The sequence below is a fragment of the Georgenia sp. AZ-5 genome, assembly GCF_043952095.1.
In the GTDB taxonomy this organism is placed as follows: domain Bacteria; phylum Actinomycetota; class Actinomycetes; order Actinomycetales; family Actinomycetaceae; genus Georgenia.
In genome coordinates this window covers 3,396,731-3,417,961 of the sequence record NZ_JBINOU010000001.1, presented here as the reverse complement: position 1 = coordinate 3,417,961, position 21,231 = coordinate 3,396,731, and the positions used below count along the sequence as shown (strand labels likewise).

The 21,231-nt window shown below is 74.7% G+C and carries 17 protein-coding genes, 1 tRNA gene and 1 pseudogene; 8 read left to right on the top strand and 11 right to left on the bottom strand.

Annotation, left to right across the window (positions count from 1 at the left end; translation table 11 throughout):
* The 3 genes from ACF0H8_RS16000 to ACF0H8_RS15990 form a co-directional block, all read right to left on the bottom strand.
* Nucleotides 1–2,679, bottom strand: a complete 2,679-nt coding sequence (locus ACF0H8_RS16000; protein ID WP_395289879.1) for a vWA domain-containing protein — start codon at nucleotides 2,677–2,679, stop codon at nucleotides 1–3.
* Nucleotides 2,676–3,014 (bottom strand): hypothetical protein, encoded by a 339-nt coding sequence (locus ACF0H8_RS15995; protein ID WP_395289878.1) that lies wholly within the window; start codon nucleotides 3,012–3,014, stop codon nucleotides 2,676–2,678. Before ACF0H8_RS15995 ends, ACF0H8_RS16000 begins: the two co-directional genes overlap by 4 nt.
* A gap of 234 nt (nucleotides 3,015–3,248) precedes the next feature.
* A complete protein-coding gene (locus ACF0H8_RS15990) occupies nucleotides 3,249–3,509 on the bottom strand; it encodes a mycoredoxin (RefSeq protein WP_395289877.1) in 261 nt (86 codons plus the stop codon).
* 173 nt (nucleotides 3,510–3,682) lie between these two features.
* Between ACF0H8_RS15990 and ACF0H8_RS15985 the strand changes: the two genes are divergently transcribed.
* Together ACF0H8_RS15985 and ACF0H8_RS15980 are read left to right on the top strand one after the other, a co-directional pair.
* On the top strand, nucleotides 3,683–5,713 hold the full coding sequence (locus ACF0H8_RS15985) for an ATP-dependent DNA helicase UvrD2 (protein WP_395289876.1): 2,031 nt from the start codon (nucleotides 3,683–3,685) through the stop codon (nucleotides 5,711–5,713).
* Between the two features lie 502 nt (nucleotides 5,714–6,215).
* Nucleotides 6,216–6,581 carry a WhiB family transcriptional regulator gene (locus ACF0H8_RS15980; RefSeq protein ID WP_395289875.1) on the top strand — a complete coding sequence of 122 codons (366 nt, stop codon included), beginning with the start codon at nucleotides 6,216–6,218 and terminating at the stop codon, nucleotides 6,579–6,581.
* 104 nt (nucleotides 6,582–6,685) lie between these two features.
* Here the strand turns inward: ACF0H8_RS15980 and ACF0H8_RS15975 are convergent, their stop codons facing one another.
* Both ACF0H8_RS15975 and ACF0H8_RS15970 read right to left on the bottom strand, forming a co-directional pair.
* Nucleotides 6,686–7,720, bottom strand: a complete 1,035-nt coding sequence (locus ACF0H8_RS15975) for a ThiF family adenylyltransferase (protein WP_395289874.1) — start codon at nucleotides 7,718–7,720, stop codon at nucleotides 6,686–6,688.
* Between the two features lie 104 nt (nucleotides 7,721–7,824).
* Complete coding sequence (locus tag ACF0H8_RS15970) at nucleotides 7,825–9,291, bottom strand: zinc-dependent metalloprotease (protein WP_395289873.1); 1,467 nt, start codon at nucleotides 9,289–9,291, stop codon at nucleotides 7,825–7,827.
* Nucleotides 9,292–9,567: 276 nt separating this feature from the next.
* Between ACF0H8_RS15970 and ACF0H8_RS15965 the strand changes: the two genes are divergently transcribed.
* The gene (locus tag ACF0H8_RS15965) at nucleotides 9,568–10,929 is read left to right on the top strand and encodes a PDZ domain-containing protein (protein WP_395289872.1); all 1,362 of its coding nucleotides are present in this window, start codon (nucleotides 9,568–9,570) and stop codon (nucleotides 10,927–10,929) included.
* Nucleotides 10,930–10,956: 27 nt separating this feature from the next.
* Here the strand turns inward: ACF0H8_RS15965 and ACF0H8_RS15960 are convergent, their stop codons facing one another.
* On the bottom strand, nucleotides 10,957–11,517 hold the full coding sequence (locus tag ACF0H8_RS15960) for a PPA1309 family protein (protein ID WP_395289871.1): 561 nt from the start codon (nucleotides 11,515–11,517) through the stop codon (nucleotides 10,957–10,959).
* Nucleotides 11,518–11,685: 168 nt separating this feature from the next.
* Here ACF0H8_RS15960 and ACF0H8_RS15955 point away from each other — a divergent pair, with 168 nt between their 5' ends.
* The 4 genes from ACF0H8_RS15955 (at nucleotide 11,686) to ACF0H8_RS15940 (ending at nucleotide 16,774) form a co-directional block, all read left to right on the top strand.
* Nucleotides 11,686–14,742, top strand: coding sequence for a UPF0182 family protein (locus ACF0H8_RS15955; RefSeq protein WP_395289870.1), 3,057 nt, complete (start codon nucleotides 11,686–11,688; stop codon nucleotides 14,740–14,742).
* Nucleotides 14,743–14,941: 199 nt separating this feature from the next.
* Nucleotides 14,942–15,015 (top strand) — tRNA-Met (locus ACF0H8_RS15950).
* Nucleotides 15,016–15,125: 110 nt separating this feature from the next.
* Complete coding sequence (locus ACF0H8_RS15945; RefSeq protein ID WP_395289869.1) at nucleotides 15,126–15,806, top strand: hypothetical protein; 681 nt, start codon at nucleotides 15,126–15,128, stop codon at nucleotides 15,804–15,806.
* A gap of 35 nt (nucleotides 15,807–15,841) precedes the next feature.
* Nucleotides 15,842–16,774 (top strand): VOC family protein, encoded by a 933-nt coding sequence (locus ACF0H8_RS15940; protein WP_395289868.1) that lies wholly within the window; start codon nucleotides 15,842–15,844, stop codon nucleotides 16,772–16,774.
* 79 nt (nucleotides 16,775–16,853) lie between these two features.
* On the opposite strand, the gene ACF0H8_RS15935 is transcribed toward ACF0H8_RS15940, so the two are convergent.
* From ACF0H8_RS15935 to ACF0H8_RS15915, 5 genes are all read right to left on the bottom strand, one after another.
* Nucleotides 16,854–17,432, bottom strand: a complete 579-nt coding sequence (locus ACF0H8_RS15935; protein ID WP_395289867.1) for an OmpA family protein — start codon at nucleotides 17,430–17,432, stop codon at nucleotides 16,854–16,856.
* A gap of 388 nt (nucleotides 17,433–17,820) precedes the next feature.
* Nucleotides 17,821–18,312, bottom strand: a complete 492-nt coding sequence (locus ACF0H8_RS15930; RefSeq protein WP_395289866.1) for a dihydrofolate reductase — start codon at nucleotides 18,310–18,312, stop codon at nucleotides 17,821–17,823.
* Nucleotides 18,313–18,321: 9 nt separating this feature from the next.
* Entirely contained in the window at nucleotides 18,322–19,143 is an 822-nt protein-coding gene (locus tag ACF0H8_RS15925) for a thymidylate synthase (protein WP_395289865.1), read from the bottom strand.
* Nucleotides 19,144–19,443: 300 nt separating this feature from the next.
* Nucleotides 19,444–19,890 carry an Hsp20/alpha crystallin family protein gene (locus ACF0H8_RS15920; RefSeq protein WP_395289864.1) on the bottom strand — a complete coding sequence of 149 codons (447 nt, stop codon included), beginning with the start codon at nucleotides 19,888–19,890 and terminating at the stop codon, nucleotides 19,444–19,446.
* Between the two features lie 176 nt (nucleotides 19,891–20,066).
* Complete coding sequence (locus tag ACF0H8_RS15915) at nucleotides 20,067–20,507, bottom strand: Hsp20/alpha crystallin family protein (RefSeq protein WP_395289863.1); 441 nt, start codon at nucleotides 20,505–20,507, stop codon at nucleotides 20,067–20,069.
* 361 nt (nucleotides 20,508–20,868) lie between these two features.
* On the opposite strand from ACF0H8_RS15915, the pseudogene ACF0H8_RS15910 reads away from it, so the two are divergent.
* A pseudogene (locus tag ACF0H8_RS15910) lies at nucleotides 20,869–21,201 on the top strand (universal stress protein); the annotation flags it as partial.
* Between the last annotated feature and the right edge of the window lie 30 nt (nucleotides 21,202–21,231).

Sequence of the window (21,231 nt, the reverse complement as noted above, 5' to 3'; positions counted from 1 at the left end):
TCACCCTCCTCGGAAGACCGACGGCGGACCGTCGTCCGGCCCGGTGCCGGCGTCGTCGTCGCGCGGCCGGCGCCGGCCGCCGGGCGGGGCGGGCGCGCCGTCCTCCCACCTCGGGCCCACGCCGTCGTCCCGTCTGGTGCCGCCGTCGTCCCACCGGATGCCCGCACCGGGCGGCGGCACGGTCGGCACGTCCGGCCCGTGTCCCTGCCACACCGGCCGGTACTGCGGCTCCGCCTCGGTCACGGGGGCGGCGGCGGCGTCCGGCTCGGGCCGCAGCGCCTCCACCCGCTCGTGCACGTCCTCCCACACCGCGCCGCTGCGCGCGGCCTCCGCCAGCTGGGCGTCGACGAGATCCCGCAGCCCGTGCGTCTCCTCGGCCACGGACACCAGGCGCCCGCGGACGTCGCCGTCCGGGCCGGGGTGCGCCAGCGCGAGGTACAGCCGCGACCCGAGGCCGAAGCCTGCCCGCGCGCGCTGCCCGTCGACCCACGGCTCGTGGCGCTCGGTGCTGGCCACGAGCTCGCCGGAGGCGCTGCGGACCCAGGCCGCCGGCTCGGCGAACGGGACCAGCGGCAGCGTCCTGGAGAACCGCAGGCCGGCGGCGTCCAGGCGGGTGACCCGGCGCGGCGCCTGGGCATCGAGGTAGCCGAAGTCCTCGGGGGTCAGCAGCGCGGCGGCGCCGTCCGTGCGACGTGGCCCGTCGGGGGTGAGCACCACCGGGACGCTGGCCACGCGTGTGCGTGGGCCCACGCCGTACCGGGCGACCGCCGCGTTGCCCACCCAGCCGATGGCGCACGGCAGGGCGAGCGCGAGCAGGACCAGCGCGGCCGTCAGGCCCCAGCGCAGCGGCTCGTCCACGGGCCGCACCAGCGCGGCCGTCACGGGGACCGCCACGGTCGTGCTCTGGCCGTCCACCGCGGTGAGGGTGAGGTCGAGGCGTCCGTCGACGCGGCCGTCGGCCGGGGCCCCGGTGGTCAGCCGGAAGTCCCAGCGCCGCTGCTCCCCGGCGGGCAGGTCCACGCACCGGTCCGCGGAGCCGACGGCAGGGTTTCCGGCCTCCGGGGGGCCGGTCAGCGTGCCCGGGGCGTAGCAGGCGCGGGTGGGCCCGCGGTCGCTGCCGGTCAGCTCGAGGGCCGCGGTCGCGGTCGTCGTGCCCTCCAGGGCGGGGAACTCGAGGCGTGAGGTGTCCAGCCGCGGGAAGGCCGGGGGCAGGGACGCGGTGACGGACGTCGTCGCGGCGACCGGGCCGAGCCGGATGCCGCTCGGCGCGCTGACGGCCGCCGCGCTCGCGGACAGCTCCACCGCCGCCGGGCTGCCGCCCGGAACGGCGACCTCGCCCGCAGCCACGCCGGCGGTCAGCGCCCCGACCGGCACCTGGGTGCCGCCCGCACGCAGGGTCAGGTCGAGGGACCGGTACACGTCGGGATCGACGGGGGTGCCGTCGCCGAACCGGGCGGTCGCCTGGACCCGTGACGGCTCGCCGACCACGAGGCCGTCCGGCGCCGCGACCGTGAGGCTGACGCCCCAGACGTAGTAGAGGTCGACGGCCGCCTGTTCGTCGGTGCCGGTCTCCAGCCCCCACTCCACGGAGGTGGGCGGTCCGGCCGGGTAGGTGACGGAGACGACGGTGAGACCCCCGCCCGAGGTGACGGACACCGCGGCGCCGTCCACCGTCGTCGAGCCCGGGCGCAGCTCGTGCCGGCCGCCGCCGGGGCCGACCAGCCGCGGCGGGGAAGACGTCTCGACCACCGCGCGGAAGCCGGCCAGGCCCGGGTCGACCGGGACGGTGAGCCGGCCGTCCGGGCACGCCGGGCCGGGGCAGCCGGCGCCCTCCGCCTGCCGGCCGCCCTCGATGAGCGCGCCCACGCCGGCGAACAGGCGTCGCAGCGCCGCGGGCTGGTCGGCGCGCAGGTACGCGCCCGGGGCGGCGTCGGGTGCGAGCGGCTGCGTGCCGCAGCTGGTGCCGTCGCCCGCCCCCTCGGCGATCGCGCGCAGCTCCTCCCGAGCGGCGGGCGGCACGGCACCCGGGCCGGAGTCGGTGAACAGCGCGACCGCGACCACCGGGATGCGGGCGCCGCGCAGGACGTCGACGAGGCCCTGGGGGTCGCACAGCTGGGCCGCGGCGGCCTGCTCGGAGCCGGCGACGTCGAGCTCGCCGTCGGTGAACCACAGCACCACCGGGCACGAGGAGCCCTGGAGATCGGCCTGGCGGGATCGGAGGGACTGCTCCGCGCCGCGCAGCGCCACCCGGTAGTCGGTCTGCTCGTCGCGGTTGCGGCCCGGCAGCTCCTCGCGGGCGGCGCGCAGCAGGTCGTCCGCATGACCTCCCTCCACGGCGCCCCAGGGCACGAGGTCGTCGTAGTCCGAGCTGAAGGCGGCGAGGCTGGCCTCGACGGAGAGCCGCCCCGCGGAGGCCTGCTGCAGCCCGGCGAGGGAGTCCACCGCCGTCTCGATGCCGTCCACCCGCCGGTTCTGCGGGTCGGTGTCGCGCAGGCTGCTCGACCCGTCGACGACGATGGCGACGAGCAGGTGCTCGGCGTCGGCGGCGCAGCCCGCGATCCGGGCGAAGGTGCTCTGGCCGACGTCGCTGAGCGGCTCGGTCCGGGCGGCGGCGGGCGGCCCCAGCACGAGGAGCAGCGCCGCCGCGACGAGGAGCCAGGCCACCCGCAGCACTCTCATTTGGCCAGCTCCGTCGCGACCACGAACGCGTGCCACGCGCCGGAGGCCAGGCCCAGGACGACGGCGAGGGTGGCCAGCCGGTCCAGCCGGGCCCGCGGGTTGTACCAGGCAGAGCCGCTCGCGCGCCGGCGGAGGATCCGATGGACCTGCACCAGGACGGTGACCGTCAGGGCCCCGAGGACGTACCCGGCCACCGCGGCACGGAAGCTCGTCCGGGCGCCGCCCGCGAGCTCGACCGCGACGAGCGCCACGGACACCACGGCGGCGGCGAGGGAGGCCGACGACGGCCACGCCGGTGCGCGGACGCCGCGCGAACCCGCTCTGCCCTGAGCCATCGGCGCCCTTCCCGTCACTCGGCTGGAGCACCTTGGGAATGAACGGTACTCGCGCACCGTGTGACGCGGCAGCCGGAACCCCGCAGGGGGCGGCCGGATCCCGTCGGGACGGCGGAGCGGGTGCGGCCGCTGTGGGGCCCACCCCGTGCACCGTGAAGCCATGAGGTCTCGCCCCGTGCGTCGGGGAACGGCAAGGCCCCGCACACCTGGTGTGCGGGGCCTTGACCGTGCGGGTCAGCTGCCGAGGCGCTGGACGACGTCGGCGAGCGAGGGGTTGGTCGCCGCGGAGCCGTCCGGGAAGACAACGGTGGGCACGGTCTGGTTGCCCCCGTTGACGGACTCGACGAACTGCGCCGAGGCCCCGTCCTCCTCGATGTTGACCTCGTTGTACGGGATGCCCTCGCGGTCCAGCTGCGTCTTCAGCCGGCGGCAGTAGCCGCACCAGGTGGTCGAGTACATGGTGATGGTGCCGGCCTCAGGCGTCTGGGTCGTCATGAAGCACTCCTCTCGTCGTCTCTTGAACAACACCGCTGGTCCGATTCTTCCTCATGCGGGGCGGCGCCGTCCGCCCGCGAGGGACCGGCCGACCGCGCGGCCGGACCTGGGCGGCGAGGGGACCGGTGGACGGGCGTGCGAGCCTGTCGGCGCCGGCTGAGAGACTGGCAGGGATGAGTACCGAAGAGCTGCTGGCGGCGTTGGACGACGACCAGCGCGCCGTGGCCGAGAACCTCACCGGCCCGCTGTGCGTGCTGGCGGGGGCGGGCACGGGCAAGACCCGCGCGATCACCTACCGGATCGCCAACGGCGTCCGGTCCGGGGTGTACAACCCCCAGACGGTCCTGGCCGTGACCTTCACCGCACGCGCCGCGGGGGAGATGCGCTCCCGGCTGCGGGACCTCGGCGTCGGCGGGGTGCAGGCGCGCACCTTCCACGCCGCGGCGCTGCGCCAGCTGTCCTACTTCTGGCCCCGGGCCGTGGGCGGCTCCCTGCCGCGCATCGCCGAGCACAAGGCCTCCCTGGTGGCCGAGGCCGCCGGCCGGCTCGGTCTCGGCGCGGACCGCACGGCCGTGCGGGACCTCGCCGGCGAGGTCGAGTGGGCGAAGGTCTCCCTGGTCGATGCCGAGCACTACGTCGCCAAGGCCACGAGGGCAGGTCGCGAGGGCGCCGCCGGTCACGACCACGCCACCATCGCGCGCCTGCTGTCGGTGTACGAGGACGTCAAGCACGAGCGCGGCGTCATCGACTTCGAGGACGTCCTGCAGCTCCTCGTGGGCATCCTCCGCGAGCAGGAGAGCATCGCGGCCGAGGTCCGGGCGCAGTACCGCCACTTCGTCGTCGACGAGTACCAGGACGTCTCCCCGCTCCAGCAGCGCCTGCTTGACCTGTGGCTGGGACGCCGCCGGGAGATCTGCGTGGTGGGCGACGTCTCCCAGACGATCTACTCCTTCACCGGCGCGACCCCGGACTTCCTCACGAACTTCCCGCGCTCCTACGAGGGCGCGAAGGTGGTCCGGCTCGTGCGGGACTACCGCTCCACGCCGCAGGTCGTGGACCTGGCCAACAGGGTGCTGGCGCGGGCCGGCCGGCACCGCTCCTCGGCCGCGGTCGAGCTCGTCGCGCAGCGGCCCTCCTCCGTGCCCGTGCGGTTCGAGACGTACGACGACGACCTCGCCGAGGCGCGCGGCGTCGCCGAGCGCATCGCCGCTCTGCGGGACCAGGGCGTGCCGCTGAGCGAGATCGCCGTCCTCTACCGCACCAACAGCCAGTCCGAGGCCCTCGAGCAGGCGCTCGCGGACGCCGGCGTCGGCTACCTCGTGCGCGGCGGCGAGCGGTTCTTCTCGCGCCGGGAGGTGCGCGAGGCGATCGTCATGCTGCGCGGGGCGGTGCGCTCCAGCGAGGGGCAGCCCATGCCCGAGGCCGTGCGGGACGTCCTGGCCTCGGTCGGCTGGGCCCCCAAGGCGCCGTCGGCGCGCGGCGCCGTGCGAGAGCGCTGGGAGTCGCTCAACTCCCTCGTCACGCTCGCCGACGACCTGGCCGCGACCCGCGGGGCGGACATGGCCGGGCTCGTCGCCGAGCTCGACGACCGCATGGCCGCCCAGCACGCCCCGACCGTCGACGGCGTGACCCTGGCCAGCCTGCATGCCGCCAAGGGCCTGGAGTGGGACGCCGTGTTCATCGTCGGCGTCTCCGAGGGGCTGCTGCCCATCTCGCTCGCCGAGGGCGACGACGCCGTGGCCGAGGAGCGGCGCCTGCTCTACGTCGGCATCACCCGCGCCCGGGAGCACCTCCAGCTCTCCTTCGCGCGCGCCCGTCAGGTGGGCGGCCGGGCCTCGCGCAAGCGGTCCCGCTTCCTCGACGGCATCTGGCCCGACGAGGGCGCCGGGCGCTCGCGGCTCTCGCGCCGCGCCGCCATGCGGGCGCGGACCGAGTCGTTCTTCGAGGAGAACCCGGCGGACGCCGAGCTCTTCGAGCGGCTGCGGACCTGGCGCGGCGAGCTGGCGAAGGCCATCAGCAAGCCCGCCTACACGGTTCTGCACGACACGACCCTGCAGCAGATCGCCACGGCGAAGCCCAAGGACCTGCGCCAGCTGGCCGTGCTGCGCGGGATCGGCGCCACGAAGCTCGAGGCCTACGGCCCCCAGGTGCTCGCCGTCGTCCGCGGAGAAGAGGTCGACGTCCAGGAGTGGCTGGCCCGCTGACGCGCGGGGCCGGTGGGCGCAGCAGCGACGCCGTTGCGATCCTCCCGCGGGATGACCCCCGCCACGCCACCTCCGCCTTGCGGATGATTTTCCCGAGAGACCTGGAAAAAGAATTGCCCCGCCGGATCGGCCGGGTCTAGTCTCCACCACGTCCGAGTTGACCGGGTCCCGCCTAGCCAGCGACAAGGGATCCCCGCCGATTTCAGGGAGGTGCCAGTTGTGATGAGGAACGTGCTTGCCATGCCGACGTCGGCTCGTGATGCGCACATCTCCAACGGCACCGCCGCGGTGCGGCCGTGCTCCGCCGCGCCCATCGGCACTGCCGAGGGACACGTGCGCCTTCGCCCCGCCTTCGGCACCTCGCGAGGGACCGCCTCCCGGACCTAGGACTGCACCAGCTGCTCCTCACCGGCCGCGCGATCCCCATCGGGTCCGCGGCCGTCGTCATCTCGGCGACCTGCCCGGCCCACGCCCCGGACAGTGAACGACCACAGGAGCAGCCGTGCAGCTCACCGCACTTCTCGACCAGATCAGCCAGGGATCTTCCAGCACCTGGCCCGCCACGGCGCCGCGCAGCATGGCGGACCTCGGCGGCTGGGGCGTGCTGTCGACCCCCGCCAACCCGGGGACCGCCACGCCGTGCCAGCAGGCCGAGGACACCGACCTGTGGTTCGCCGAGCGGACCGCCGACGTCGAGCAGGCCAAGGCGCTGTGCCGCAGCTGCCCGGTGCGCGAGGCCTGCCTCGCCGGTGCCCTCGAGCGGCAGGAGCCGTGGGGCGTGTGGGGCGGCGAGGTCTTCCTCGACGGCGTCGTCATCGCCCGCAAGCGCGGCCGTGGACGCCCCCGCAAGGACGAGCCGACCGCCTGATCCCCGGCCGGGCCGCTCGGCCAGGCCGGCGGCGCCGGGCGGCAGAGTCCGGCGGCGCCGGGCGGCAGGGGCCGGCGGAACCCGCAGGGACCGACCGCCGGTGGTCAGGTCGCGAGAGCGGCCTCGGCCACCGGCGGTTCCCGCGTCTCCAGGTCCGTGCACCCGCACTCCGGGTGCACGGACCAGCGGCGCACCACGGGCAGCGGGTCCGCGGCCCCCACCTCGAGCGTCGCGCCGAGGACCGCCACCTCCCGCCCGTCCAGCCACGCCAGCACCTGGTGCGCGGCCAGCGCGGCGCCCAGCTGGCTCACGGTCGCCTCGGTGCCGGTGGGGGCCTCGGCGCGCAGCTGGGTCGCCACCGCGGGCCAGCACGGGTCGGCGTCCGTGCGGTGGAGGTCCACGCACCGGGTGCACGGGCCGCGGCCGGGCACCACGAGCGGCCCGACGGCGACGTCGACCTCCCCGACGACCACCGGCATGTGGACCACGTCGTCCCGCACGAGCGGGCGCAGCCGCACCGGGTCGGCGACCGCCGTGGAGACGGCGACGACCACGTCCGGGCGCGTGCCGGGCGCGGCCGCGGTGCGCAGCCGGGGGAACGTCGAGCGCAGCTGGGCCACCGCCTGCTCCCGCCGCCGCCGGCCGACGTCGCGGGGGTGGTACGGGCCGAGGTCCGACTCCGTCACCGTCGTCGGGTCGGCGAGCAGCAGGGTGCCCACGCCGGCGGTGGCGAGGAACGTCGCGAGGTTCACGCCGAGCCGGTCCAGCCCGAGGACGGCCACGACGGCCGCCGCCCGGGCCGAGGAGACGGCTGCGCCGTCGGCGTCCGGGCGGAGGCGCGCCCAGTAGGCCTCCTCGGGCGTGCGCGGGGTGGGTGAGGCGCCCCGGCCGGGCTCCGGTGCCAGGACGCCCGACCGCGTGAGCAAGGTGACGAGCTCGCGCACCCGGTCGGCGCCCACGCCCGCCGTGCGGCCGACGCGGACGAGGTCGGCCTCGGTCGGGGCGTGACGCAGGTGATCGAGCACCCGCTGCTCGCCCGGCGTCAGGTCCTCCAGCACGACGGCGCAGCGCGGGTCGGCGCCGATCTGGCTCTCGCCCTCGCGCCGCCACAGCACCACCAGTCCCGGTCTCAGCCGCATCCTTCCCCCCTCGAGGTGCCGTCCAGGGGCACGAGGGTGGCACGGACGCACGCGCCGGCGCCCGGCCGCGCGGTGGCCCTGTGGACAGCTCCGGGGAGCGGCCGCTACTCCCGGCCGGGTCCGCCGTCGGCCGGCGGCTCACCGTCGGCGGGCGGCTGGTCCTCGGGCGTCTCGTCCTCGGGCGCCTGCGACGGGTGCAGCGTGCCGTCGAGCAGCGCGGCGAGGGCCGCGTCGACGTCCTCCTCGGCCGCCCGGGCCGCCTGACGGGCGGCGACGAAGCCCTGGGGGTCGTCCAGCTCCTCGGGCGTGGGCATCAGGTCGGGGTGGGACCAGAGGGCGTCGCGCTTGGCCACGCCCCGCGCCGCGCCGAGCGAGGCCCACAGCGCCGCGGCCTCGCGCAGGCGGCGCGGCCGCAGCTCCAGCCCGACGAGCGCGGCGAACGTCTGCTCGGCCGGTCCTCCGGTCGCCCGGCGGCGGCGGAGCATCTCGCGCAGCGGCACCGCGTGCGGCAGGTGCGCCGCGACCGCCTGCGCGGTGACCTCCTCGACCCAGCCCTCCACGAGCGCCAGCGCCGTCTCCAGCCGCAGCAGCGCCGCCTTCTGGGCGGGGGACTGCTCGAGCGCGAACACGCCGCCCGAGAAGGCCTCGCGCAGCTCCTCCGGGTTGGTGGGGTCGATCCCGCGGACCGCCTCCTCCATGGCGTCGGTGTCGATGGTGATCTCGCGCGCGTAGGACTCGACGATGCCGAGAAGGTGGGCGCGCAGCCACGGCACGTGGGTGAAGAGCCTGGCGTGGGCCACCTCCCGCACCGCGAGGAAGAGGCGTACCTCGTCGGCGGGGGCGTCCAGGCCCTGGCTGAACTCCGCGACGTTGGCCGGCACGAGTGCGGACAGCGGCTCCTCCACGAGCGGCAGCCCCGTGTCCGCGGGGCCGAAGGCGTCGCGGGCGAGGGTGCCGACCGCCTGCCCCAGCTGCATGCCGAAGACGGCGCCGCCGAGCTGGCGCAGCATGCCCTGCGCCGCGCCCATCTGCCGGGCGAGGGCCTGGACCTCCGGCGGCATGTGCTCGCTCTGCGCCGAGATGGTGTCCACCAGCGCCTGCGCGACCGAGGCGGCCACCGGCTCGGACAGCCGCTTCCACGTGGGCAGGGTCCGCTCCACCCACTCCGCCCGGCTCCACGACTCCTGTCGCCCGCCGGCCGGGCCCAGCTCGGTGGCCGTGTCGAGCCAGAGATCGGCCACGGACAGCGCGGAGCGCACCCGCTCGGCCTCGGCCGCGGTGACGGCCGGGTCTCCGCCGGTGTGCGCCGTCTGGCGTGCGAGGTTCTTGGCCAGGTCCCAGTTCACGGGGCCGCCGCCGCCCGAGGCGAGGAGCTGCTGCATCTGCGTGAGCATCATCATCAGCTGGTTGCGGTCGGTGGGCAGGCCCGCAGCGCGGGACATCGCCTCCGGGTCGAGCCCGCTCGCCCGCATCGCGCGGAGCGCCTCCTCCGCGGCCTCCGGGCCCATCATCGAGCGCAGCAGCTCCTCCCAGCTGTTCGGCTCGCCGCCCTGGGTGGGGTCCTGGCTCATCGCGTACTCCTCGGTGTCGTGGAGCACCACGGTAACCGCCGGTCGAGGGCGGAAGCATGGGCGGGCCCGGTCGGACGGCGGGGGTTCGCTCAGGGCGCAGATGAGCAGCTCGGAGGCGCCCTCGCCGGCGCCTTGGGCACCTGCACCTGCGCCTGCGCCTCCGCTGCGCCTCCACCTGTGCCTGCACTCGCACCTGCCCCGGCACATCGGCAAGACGACCAGCACCGGCTCCCCGCTCCCCAGCCGCCGTTCAGGCGCGTGCGGCATGATGGCCCGGTGATTTCCCCGGGTACCCGCCGCTCCGGCCGACGCGCGTCGTCGTGGACCGGTCCGGCGGGTGCCGAGCGCGGCGACGCGGCCGGCGATCCCGCGGCGGGCGCCCACGGCGATACGTCCGACGGGCCCCGGGGAGGTGCCGAGGCCGCCGCCGCCACGGCCGGCCGGGACGGTACCCGCGGTACCGCCACGGCCGGCCCGGGCGACCACCCCGGCGCCACCGACCCCGACCTCTCGGAGCCCGACGACGAGACGCCCCTCGTCTCGCGGCGCTCCGTCACGCTCGTCGTCTCCGGCGCGGCGCTCGCGCTGCTCCTGCTCGTCATGATGCTGGTGCCGCTTCCCTACGCCGTCCAGCGCCCGGGCCCCACCGTGAACACCCTCGCGGAGGTGGAGGGGGAGCCGCTGATCTCCGTGGAGGGCGCCGAGACCTACCCGGCCGGCGACGGCGAGCTGCGGCTCACCACCGTGTCCGTCTCCGGCGGGCCCGGCTACCCGGTCACCGCCGTGGACGTCCTCGAGGGATGGGTCTCGCGCAGCGATGTGGTCGTGCCCCGCGAGGCGGTCTTCCCCGAGGGCACCACCCGGGAGTCCCTCGACGCGGAGTCCGGCGCCCAGATGACCTCCTCCCAGACGAACGCCACCGTGGCGGCGCTGGAGGAGCTCGGGTACGAGGTCCCCATGGTCCTCACCGTCGGCGGCACCGCCCCCGGCTCGGGCGCCGAGGGCCTGCTCCTCCCCGGCGACGTCGTCCGGTCCATCCACCCCGAGGGCGGCTCGCGCACGGAGGTGCAGAGCTTCTCGGACCTCTCCGGCGTGCTCGCGACGACGCCGCCCGGCACCACGGTCGGCATCGGCGTCCTCCGCGGCGGCGAGGACGTCACGGTGGACGTGGCCACCATGGCACCGCCCGTTCCCGAGCCCGCCCTCGAGGGCCAGGAGCCGCCGGAGGGCAGCGTCCTCGGGGTGGTCCTGGAGCCGGACGTCGAGCTCCCGGTCCAGGTCTCCTTCGACATCGAGAACATCGGCGGCCCCAGCGCCGGGACCATGTTCGCGCTGGGGATCATCGACACGCTCACCCCCGGCGAGATGACCGGCGGGGAGCAGATCGCCGGCACCGGCACCATGAACCTCGCCGGTGAGGTCGGAGCCATCGGCGGCATCCAGCAGAAGCTGATCGGTGCCCGGCGCGACGGCGCCGAGTGGTTCCTGGCGCCGTCGGACAACTGCGACGAGGTGGTCGGTCACGTGCCCGACGGCCTGCGCGTGGTCTCGGTGTCCACGCTGGGGCAGGCGCGCGACGCCGTCGAGGCCATCGGCACCGGCGACGGCGGCGAGCTGCCGACCTGCGCGGCGGGGTAGGTTCCGCCGGTCGATCCGGCCCCGCGGCTAGGCGAACGTCGAGCGCAGCGCGGCCACCAGGCCCGGCACGGCCTCGGGGGAGCCGCCGACGGCGTCGTCGGAGTCGTGGCTGCGGGCGCGCAGGGCGCACCAGGACTCGCCCGTGCGCAGCACGCCCGCCGCCATGCGCACGTCCTCGCGCGCGGGGTGGTTCATCAGGTACTCCACCGCTGCCTGCGGGTCCGCGGGCATCCCCTGCTCCGCCTCCGGCGGCACGACCATGCGCTCGACGACGATCGCGGCGCCGTCGACGGCGTCGGGCCAGGCGAGCTGGCCGAGCAGCTCCTCCAGCGTGCCCGCCCCGGGCAGGCCGTCCTGCTCGATGCTCGTGAGGTGCTCGGCATCCTCCTCGGCCGCCCGGACGGCCTCCGCCGGCAGCTCGCGCGCGAGGCCCGGGTTCTGGGCGAGCGCGTCGGCCGTGCGCACCAGCGCGAAGACGAACACGGGTCCGTCCCACCCGAGCGAGGCCACGTGCCGCTCCAGATCCAGCACCGCCGAGCGCAGGGCTCCTTCACGCGCGGTCATGGGCGCCGCCGGTTGCTCCGTCATGCCCCCATGATCGCAGCACCGGCTGGGGCCGCCCGGCCGCGGCGAGCCGGCCATCTGTGGGAACCTTGGGTGCGGACCGGACGTTTCAGAGTTGGAGGCGCTGCGCCACAGGTGGCCGCCCGCGTCCGCACATACCCGATACTGCTCGACCTACTGAGGTGCTGCTCCGTGACCACCGCATCCGTCCCCCGTCCGCCCGGCTCGAGGAGGGAGGGCCAGCGCAGAGGGGCGCTGGTCCCCACCGTCGTTGTCCTCGCCATCCTGGCCGCCATCGTCATGTCGGCGGCGCAGGTGTGGACCGAGGTGCAGTGGTTCGAGCAGCTGGACTTCACGCAGGTGCTGGTGACCGAGTGGCTCACCCGCGCCGCCCTCTTCGTCGTCGGGTTCGTGGTCATGGGCGGGGCCGTCCTGCTCAACCTCCACCTGGCGTACTCCCGCCGCCAGGTCTACCCGCCCACCACCCCGGAGGAGCGCAACCTCGACCGCTACCGCGAGAGCGTCGAGCCGCTGCGCAGGCTGGTGATGATCGGCGCGCCGGTGGTGCTGGGGCTCTTCGCCGGGGCGAGCCTGTCGGGTCAGTGGCGCTCGGTGCTGACGTGGATCAACGCGGAGCCCTTCGGTGAGCGCGACCCGCAGTTCGGGCTGGACATCGGCTTCTTCGTCTTCATCCTGCCGGTGGTGCGCTCGCTCGTGTCGTTCCTCATGACGGTCGTGTTCATCGCCGCCGTCGCCGCGATCATCACGCACTACCTCTACGGCGGGATCTCCCTGGCCCCGCGCCAGCAGCGGGTCACGCCGGCGGCCCGCGTGCACCTGTCCGTGCTCGCCGCCGTGTTCGTCCTGCTCATCGCCGCGAGCTACTGGCTGGACCGCTACTCGCTGCTGGTCGGGGACGCCGGCCGCTTCGCCGGCGCGTCCTACACGGACGTCAACGCCAACCTGCCCGCCAAGTCGATCCTGGCTGGCATCGCGCTGGTCGTCGTCGTGCTGTTCGTGGTCACCGCGTTCAAGGGCACCTGGCGGCTCCCGGCCGCCGGCATCGCGCTGATGGTGCTCTCCGCGATCGTGGTGGGCTCGGTGTACCCGGCCATCGTCCAGCGCTTCCAGGTCGAGCCCAACGCCGTCGAGGCGGAGTCGCCGTACATCCAGCGCAACATCGACGCGACGCTCGCCGCCTACGGCCTCGAGAACATCGAGACGCAGACCTACTCCGCGACCACCGAGGCCGAGGCCGGCCAGCTGCGCGAGGACAGCCAGTCCACCGCGTCCATCCGGCTGCTCGACCCGAACATCGTCGCCCCGACGTTCAACCAGCTCCAGCAGAACCGCCAGTACTACGGCTTCGCCGACCCGCTGGCGGTGGACCGCTACGAGATCGACGGCGAGAAGCGCGACACCGTCATCGCGGTCCGCGAGCTCAACCAGAACGGCCTGGGCGAGAACCAGCGCACCTGGGTCAACGACAAGACCGTGTACACCCACGGGTTCGGCGCGGTGGCCGCGTACGGCAACACCCTCTCCTCCGACGGCCGCCCGGCGTTCTACGAGCAGGGCATCCCGTCCACCGGCGAGCTGGGCGAGTACGAGCCGCGCGTGTACTTCGGCGAGAACAGCCCGGAGTACTCCATCGTCGGCGCGCCCGAGGGCACCGAGCCGTGGGAGCTGGACTACCCCGACGACGACGCCCCCAACGGCCAGGTCAACAACACCTACACCGGGAACGGCGGCCCCTCGGTGGGGAGCTTCTTCAACAAGCTGCTCTACGCGCTGAAGTTCGGCGACATGCAGATCCTCTTCTCCGACCGCGTGACCGACGAGTCGCAGATCCTCTTCGACCGCGACCCGCACACCCGCGTCGCCAAGGTGGCGCCGTACCTCACCCTCGACAACCGCGCCTACCCGGCCATCGTGGACATGGACGACGACCCGGGCACGCCCAAGGATCTGGTGTGGATCGTCGACGGGTACACCACCACCAACGACTACCCGTACTCCGCCCGCGAGTCGCTGGAGGAGGCCACCACGGACTCCGTGGTCACCGCCAACGGCACGCCCGTCGCGGTGGGCGTGGCCCCGGAGCAGGTCAACTACATCCGCAACTCCGTCAAGGCGGTGGTCAACGCCTACGACGGCGAGGTGACCCTGTACGAGTGGGACGAGCAGGACCCGATCCTGCAGACCTGGGAGAACGTCTTCCCGGACCAGATCCAGCCGGTCAGCGAGATCAGCGGCGACCTGATGAGCCACATGCGCTACCCCGAGGACCTGTTCAAGGTCCAGCGCGAACTGCTCACCCAGTACCACGTCACCGACGCCGCGTCGTTCTACTCCGGGTCGAACTTCTGGAACATCCCGGAGGACCCGACGGTCGGTGACGTGCCGCAGCCGCCGTTCTACCTGACCATGCAGATGCCCGGCCAGGAGGAGGCGCAGTTCTCCCTGACCACGAGCTTCATCCCGGGCGGCCAGACCGAGCGCAACATCCTCACCGGCTTCCTCGCCGTGGACTCCGAGACGGGGGACACGCCGGGGGAGGTCCGGGAGGGCTACGGCCAGATGCGCCTGCTGGAGCTGCCGAGCGACGTCACGGTGCCCGGTCCCGGCCAGGTGCAGAACAACTTCAACTCCAACCCGACCGTCTCCACCGAGCTGAACCTGCTCAGCCAGGGCGGGTCGGACGTGCTGCTGGGCAACCTCCTCACGCTGCCGGTCGGCGGCGGCCTGCTGTACGTCCAGCCGGTCTACGTCCAGGCGTCGTCCGGCACGCAGTACCCGCTGCTGCAGCGCGTGCTCGTCTCCTTCGGTGACGAGATCGGCTTCGCCTCGACCCTCGACGAGGCGCTCGACCAGGTCTTCGGTGGCGACTCGGGCGCCGAGGCCGGCGACGCCGAGGTCCAGCCGGAGACGCCGGACGGCCAGGCGCCGCCGAGCGGCACCACCGAGGTGCCGGCCGCGGCCCAGGAGCGCCTGACCCAGGCGCTCGCCGACGCCCAGCAGGCGCTGGAGGACAGCAACACCGCGCTGGCCCAGGGCGACTGGACCGCGTACGGCGAGGCGCAGGAGCGACTGACCACCGCCATCGGCGAGGCCCTGGCCGCCGAGGAGGAGATCGCCGCCTCGGCCGGCGAGGCCCCGGCGGAGGGCGGCCAGGCCCCGGCCGGCGGCGGCGAGGCCCCGGCCGGCGGCGGCGGGGCGCCCGCCGACGCCGGCGAGTCGGCGGCGTAGCGCCAGAGCCACGGAGGGGCCGCCCGCGAGGGCGGCCCCTTCGTCGTCGGTGGGGCCCCTCCGTCGTCGGTGCGGCCCCTCCGTCGTCGGGGGCGCGGCCGTACGGCTGCGCCGCGTCGTCGGGCGCCGTGGTGTGAGCAGGGGCACCCCGGACCGATTTGCCAGGGCTGTTCACGGCGACGTAACCTGTACAGGCCGACGCGGGGTGGAGCAGCTCGGTAGCTCGCCGGGCTCATAACCCGGAGGTCGCAGGTTCAAATCCTGCCCCCGCTACTGCAGGTAGTTGACACGAGGGCCCGGTCACCGATCAGGTGGCCGGGCCTTTCGCCTGCCCGGCGTGCTGGCACGATCGCGCAGCACGGCTCACCATCTTCGTGGCCCACGTGCGCACGAAGGAGCAGGCCATGCCGGAGCCCGGGTACGACGGCTTCGCCGTCCGGTCATCGCCCCCGCCCGTCCGGCAGGCCGGGACGACGACGGCCCGCGTGCGGGCAAGCGACACCGGCGGTGGCGCCGTTCCGGCCGTGGTTCGCGCCCAGATGCTGGCGACCGGGCACTGGGGCCTGCTGGCGACCCGCAGCATGACCTGGGCCGAGGTGCTCGGGCGGATCGCCGCCCACCTGACCATGACCTCCGCCGGGCTCGTCTCCCTCGCCCTGGTGGTCCAGGTGTCCGGGTTCTGCACCGCCTTCCGCGCCCTCTCGATCAGCATCTCCGGCGCCGTGCTGCTCCTCGGGACCCTCACGATGATGCGCGTTGGTGACCGTGGCCGTCGTCGCCCGCGTCCAGGCGGGCATACCCCGGCCACCTCGACGCTCGCCGCGAGGAGCGGCGGGCGTCCCGCGACCGGCCGGGGGCCCGGAGCGCGGCTGAGCGCCGGGCCCGTGCGGCCGGCGCGGACCGGTCCGCGGCGGGCGGCGGCGCACCCGGGGCGGGTGGACGCCGGGCGGTCGCCCGGCCGGACCGTCCGCCGGCGCGCCGGGGATGTGCGACCGGCCACGTGTGGGGCGGCCCACGTGGACCAGCGGCCCTCGGAGGAATACCCTCGAGGCGTACCAAGTTGAAGCGTCAAGTAAGCCGCCCGCCCGTGAGGAGCACGATGACCGAGCAGACAACCGCCCACACCCCGCCCGCCACCACCCGGCCGGTGGAGGACCTGCTGCCCGACGCCACCGCCATGGGCGCCGTCACGCTCAACGTCGGCGACCTGGACCTCATGACGCGCTACTACCGTGACGCCGTCATGCTCACCGTGCTGCGCGCCGAGGGCGACGAGGTGGTGCTCGGCCGTCACGGCGTCGAGCTGCTCGTCCTCAAGCACGACCCGTCCCTGCCGCCCGGCTCGCCGCGCAGCGCCGGCCTGTTCCACACCGCGATCCTCTTCGAGAGCCAGGCGGCCCTGGCCACCGCGCTGGCCTCCGTCGCCGTGAAGGCTCCGGGGACGTACGCCGGCGCCGGCGACCACGACGTCTCCGAGGCCTTCTACTTCACCGACCCGGAGGGCAACGGTGTCGAGCTGTACGCCGACCGTCCCCGCAGCACCTGGGAGTGGCGGGGCGGCCAGGTGAAGATGGGCACGAAGTGGCTGGACCCCAACCGCTTCCTCGCCGAGCACCTCACCGACGCCGCGCGCGACCTCATCGCGTCCGCGAACCCGGTCCTGCCCGCGGGGGAGGCCGCCGTGCTCGGCCACGTGCACCTGCAGGTGGGTGACGTGCCGACGGCGCGTGACTTCTACGTGCACAAGCTCGGCTTCGCCGAGACCACGACGTACGGGGACCAGGCGCTGTTCGTCTCCGCCGGCGGGTACCACCACCACATGGCCATGAACACCTGGAACAGCCTGGGCGCCGGCCCCCGCGTGCCCGCCCTCGGCCTGGGCACCGTGGACATCGTGGTGCCGACGACGGAGGAGGTCGCCCGCATCACCGACCGGCTGCGCGGCCACGGCCTGCAGTTCCGGCACGACGGCGCGGTGCTGCGGGTCAACGACCCGTGGAACAACCTCATCGAGGTCCGCGCCGCGTCCTGACCGCCACGCCGGGCCGCCCGGCACACGCCGGGCGGCCCCTTCCCGTCGGGCGGGGTCGGCGAAGGCCCCGCGCGTGCGGCTAGCCGCCGTGGACGATCTCCACCCGCCGGTTCGCGGCGTAGGTCGCGGGGTCATCCGGGTTCTCCGCCACAGCCGGCCGCGTCGCGGCGAAGCCCGCGACCTCGAGGACCAGGTCCGGCCTCTCGGCCCGCACGGTGGCCGCGACCGCCTCGGCCCTGGCCGTGGAGAGCTGCTTGTTGTCGACGGCCCGCTGGACGGAGTCGGTGTGGCCGTGGACCTGCACGGTCGCGCCGTCCGGGATCTGCGCCACGAGGGTCGCGATCCGCTCGGCCGCCGTGCCCGGCAGCTCGGCGCTGTCCGGCGTGAACAGGATGTCCGTGGCCAGCGTGATCGTCGTCTGCCCGCCGTCGGTCTCGACCTGCTCGACGGTGCGCACGGCGTCGGCCGTCTCCCACGCTATGACGCTCCCCGCGGGGTCCCACGCGATGACCGAGCGGCTCAGGAGCTCGGGCGTCGGGTCCGGCAGGTCGTTGCTGCTCGCGTGGTCCGCCCGCGCCGCGGTGCCCAGGGGCAGCACGACGACGGCGAGCGTGGCCGCCGCGAGGGTGCGCCGCGCGGGGCCGAGCCGGCCGCTCATCGGGTGATCGGGACGTCGGTGAACTCCGGCAGCTCGTCCAGCACCCGCACGTCGATCGTGTCGATGTCGTCCTGCGGGGCCGCGTAGCCGCCCCACCACAGCACCGGCTCGCCGTTCGGGCCTCCGTGTGCACCGCCTCGGCCGCCCAGTCCGTGGTGACGTTCTCGCTGAGGACCAGGTACTCCTTGAGGTTCTCGCGGTCCACGAGCGAGGGGCCCCACGCGCTGCCCACCATGTCGAAGACCGAGATCGGCTCGTCGTCCGGGTGGTCGGAGAACTGCGGCGTGAAGAACAGGTTGAGCGTCATGACCACCGCCGCCTCACGGAGCCCGCTAGGCACGGCCGCGCCTCCAGCAGCGCTGGCGCGCTCGCACGACCGCGGCGGCTCCTACGCGGTGGCGCGGCGCCGGAACGTCGTGACGCGGTACCGGAGCCCGGTGCGGGACGTGTGCCAGCCGCGGTTGGGGTCGGCGGACTCGATCTCCCAGGCGGCGTCGTCGATCGCCGGGGCGCGGGCGTCGCCGTCGACGGCCAGGTCGATGTCCGTGACGACGAGCCGGTCCGCGCGGGGCAGCGCCTGGGCGTAGACCTCCGCCCCGCCGATGACCCACGCGTCCTCGCCGGCCAGGTTCAGCGCCTCCTCCAGGCTGCCGGCCACCTGCGCGCCGTCGGCCGCGAGGCCGGCGCGGCGGGTCAGCACGATGTTGCGCCGGCCCGGCAGGGGGCGGAACCGGGGGTCCAGGGAGTCCCAGGTGCTCCGGCCCATGACGACGGCGGAGCCGGCGGTCGTGCGCTTGAAGTGGGCGAGGTCCTCGGGCAGGTGCCAGGGCATGGTGCCCCGGGCGCCGATGACCCGGTCGTGGGCCTGGGCCCAGATCATCCCGAGCATCTACACCGCCACCGGCGCCTTGATGGCGGGGTGGTGGCGGTAGCCGACGACCTCGACGTCGTCCCAGGTGTAGCCGCAGAGCGAGCCGGCCTTCCGCAGCTCGAGGGTGGGGAAGGGGTAGGGCTCGCGGGACAGCTGCTCGCGCACCTGCTCGACGTGGTTGTCGTAGATGTGGCAGTCCCCGCCCGTCCAGATGAAGTCGCCGACCTCGAGCCCGGCCTGCTGGGCCACCATGTGGGTGAGCAGGGCGTAGGAGGCGATGTTGAACGGCACGCCGAGGAAGAGGTCGGCGCTGCGCTGGTAGAGCTGGCAGGAGAGGCGGCCGTCGGCCACGTAGAACTGGAACAGCGCGTGGCAGGGCATCAGCGCCATCTGGTCGAGCTCGGCGACGTTCCAGGCCGAGACCACCATGCGGCGCGAGTCCGGGTTGGCGCGCAGGGTGTCGAGCACCTGCTGGAGCTGGTCGACGTGGCCGCCGTCGGGCGTGGGCCACGAGCGCCACTGGACGCCGTAGACCGGGCCGAGCTCGCCGTCGGGGCCGGCCCACTCGTCCCAGATGTGCACGCCCTTCTCCTGCAGCGAGCGGGCGTTGTGCTCGCCGCGCAGGAACCAGAACAGCTCCTCGGCCACGCCGCGCAGGAACACCCGCTTGGTGGTGACGAGCGGGAAGCCCTGGCGCAGGTCGTAGCGGATCTGGTGGCCGAAGACGCTGCGGGTGCCGGTGCCCGTGCGGTCGCTCTTGGGCGTGCCGCGGTCGAGCACGTGCCGCAGCAGGTCCTCGTAGCCGGTGTGGACGGGGCCGGGCTCCTCGGTCTGGGTCACGGGTGCATCTTAGGCGGGCGCCGGTGCAGGCTCGGTGCGCTCTCGTACCGGGTGCGGTCCGGCCCAGTCATGGCCGGGACGGTTCGGTGCACGCTCGCCGCCGTGCTGTCGTGACGGTCCGGGCGAGGGCCTTCGGCGGGTCGCGCGGGGTCGGAGATCATGCGTGACTTCCCCAGCCGGTGCGGGCGTGCCCGTCCGGCCGGACGGTCGGGCGTGACGCCGGAGGACGGAACATGATGTCCGGTGGCGGGCCGGGTGACCCGCTCGCGCGAGCGGGTCACCCTGCATGGTGGTGGCGACTCAGCCCTGGCCGGCGCCCGAAGCCGCGCCCTCGATGGCCTGCTGGCCGGCGGCCGGGCCGTGCGCCACCTCGATCTTGCGCGGCCGGGCCTCCTCGGCCACCGGCATGGTGAGCGTCAGCACGCCGTCGGCGTAGGCGGCGTCGATGTGGTCCAGGTCGACGCCGCGGCCCAGCGCGAGCTGGCGCGCGAACGTCCCGGTGGGCCGCTCGCGGGTGAGCCACTGCGCGCCCTGGGCGGTGTCGGCCGCCCGCTCGGCGCGGATGGTCAGGGTCCGCTCCTCGACGTCGATGTCCAGGCTCTCGGGCTTCACGCCGGGCAGGTCGATCTTCGCTACGAACGACTCGCCGTCGCGGTACAGGTCCATCGGCATCGGGTGCGCCGTGGGCACCTGTCGCAGCACCGTGTCCAGCAGGCGGTCCATCTCGCGGAACGGATCGGTGCGCATGTCAGTCACCTCCAAGGCTGCTGTCGGCCCGGGCCCTCCGGGCCGGTGCGGCGGGCCGGCGTCCGCGCCGGCCCTGCGGGGCCGTCCCGGCCGGCTGTGCCGGCCGGGACGGTTGCTGTGGGGCGGCGACGGCCGACGGGCGCATGGGCGCCTTCGGGGGCCGCGTCGCCGGTCGGTCACGCGGTGGCGGCCTCCTCGGTGCGCACGGGGGTCGAGGTGCCGGTGTGCGCGACCTGGATCTTGCGCGGCTTCGCCTCCTCGGCCACCGGGATGGTCAGCGTCAGCACGCCGTCGGCGTAGCCGGCCTCGATGCGGTCCAGCGCCAGGCCGTGACCGAGGGCCAGCTGACGGGCGAACGTGCCGGTGGGCCGCTCGTGGGTCAGCCACTGGACGTTCTCCGCCTCGTCCTGGCGGCGCTCGGCGCGGATCGTGAGGGTGCGGTCCTCGACGTCGATGTCGATCGTGGACGGGTCGACGCCGGGAAGGTCCACCTTGGCCACGAAGGCCTCGCCCTCGCGGTACAGGTCGAGCGGCATGCCGGGGGCCGGCGGAGTCTGGCGCACGGTGTTGGCCAGCCAGCGGTCCATCTCGCGGAACGGGTCGTAACGGGTAGCCATGAGTCCCACCTCCACTGCTGCGGCCCGGGCCTTCCGGGCCGTCGCCGCGGGTGCGTCTCCCGCGCCACCCCGCGGCTTCTGGGACATGTTCTAGCACTCTCGGCATGCGAGTGCTAACAGCTTGGCCGCCCTGATCGCCCAGGGCGAAAAGTTGAGTGCGGCTGACTCAAGTCTCACCCGAGCGACACAGCTCGGTCGCGCGGCGCAGTCGACGGACGCCGCTCCGTCCGGCCCGGGCGGGCGAGCGCGGTCAGTGGCGAACGTCCCCGGAGGCACGCCGTCCCGCCCCGTAGCGGCATCCGCCGTGCGACGCTCGTAGCGCCGACCCGTCACGAGGGCGTGGCGGCCGGCGCGCGGTCGACTGGGCCGCGGACGAGGCGGCCCGGCGGGGAGCCCGCTCCACGTCCTGCACGCCTTCCCCTGGATCACCTCGTCGCGCGAGTACGGCACCGTGCCGGGCGAGGAGATCGTCCGGGCGTCCGAGAAGATCACGAGGGCCGTGGTCGACCGGGCGCGTGCCCGTCATCCTGACCTGCCCGTCACCACGGCGGTCGTGCTCGAGGACGCGGCGGTCGCGCTCGCGCGTGCATCGCAGAACGCCTCGGTGGTCGTCGTCGGGGCGCGGGGGACGGGCAGGATCGGCGGGCGGCTGCTGGGGTCGGTCTCGCAGAAGGTGACGGCCCGCGCGCACGGGCCGGTGGTCGTGCGCGACGTGGCGCCGGCG

Bases quoted from the DNA above. Each gene is read 5' to 3' on its own strand.
- ACF0H8_RS16000 (WP_395289879.1), bottom strand. From the start codon at position 2,679: ATGAGAGTGCTGCGGGTGGCCTGGCTCCTCGTCGCGGCGGCGCTGCTC.
- ACF0H8_RS15995 (WP_395289878.1), bottom strand. From the start codon at position 3,014: ATGGCTCAGGGCAGAGCGGGTTCGCGCGGCGTCCGCGCACCGGCGTGG.
- ACF0H8_RS15990 (WP_395289877.1), bottom strand. From the start codon at position 3,509: ATGACGACCCAGACGCCTGAGGCCGGCACCATCACCATGTACTCGACC.
- ACF0H8_RS15985 (WP_395289876.1), top strand. From the start codon at position 3,683: ATGAGTACCGAAGAGCTGCTGGCGGCGTTGGACGACGACCAGCGCGCC.
- ACF0H8_RS15975 (WP_395289874.1), bottom strand. From the start codon at position 7,720: ATGCGGCTGAGACCGGGACTGGTGGTGCTGTGGCGGCGCGAGGGCGAG.
- ACF0H8_RS15970 (WP_395289873.1), bottom strand. From the start codon at position 9,291: ATGAGCCAGGACCCCACCCAGGGCGGCGAGCCGAACAGCTGGGAGGAG.
- ACF0H8_RS15960 (WP_395289871.1), bottom strand. From the start codon at position 11,517: ATGACGGAGCAACCGGCGGCGCCCATGACCGCGCGTGAAGGAGCCCTG.
- ACF0H8_RS15940 (WP_395289868.1), top strand. From the start codon at position 15,842: ATGACCGAGCAGACAACCGCCCACACCCCGCCCGCCACCACCCGGCCG.
- ACF0H8_RS15935 (WP_395289867.1), bottom strand. From the start codon at position 17,432: ATGAGCGGCCGGCTCGGCCCCGCGCGGCGCACCCTCGCGGCGGCCACG.
- ACF0H8_RS15930 (WP_395289866.1), bottom strand. From the start codon at position 18,312: ATGATCTGGGCCCAGGCCCACGACCGGGTCATCGGCGCCCGGGGCACC.
- ACF0H8_RS15920 (WP_395289864.1), bottom strand. From the start codon at position 19,890: ATGCGCACCGATCCGTTCCGCGAGATGGACCGCCTGCTGGACACGGTG.
- ACF0H8_RS15915 (WP_395289863.1), bottom strand. From the start codon at position 20,507: ATGGCTACCCGTTACGACCCGTTCCGCGAGATGGACCGCTGGCTGGCC.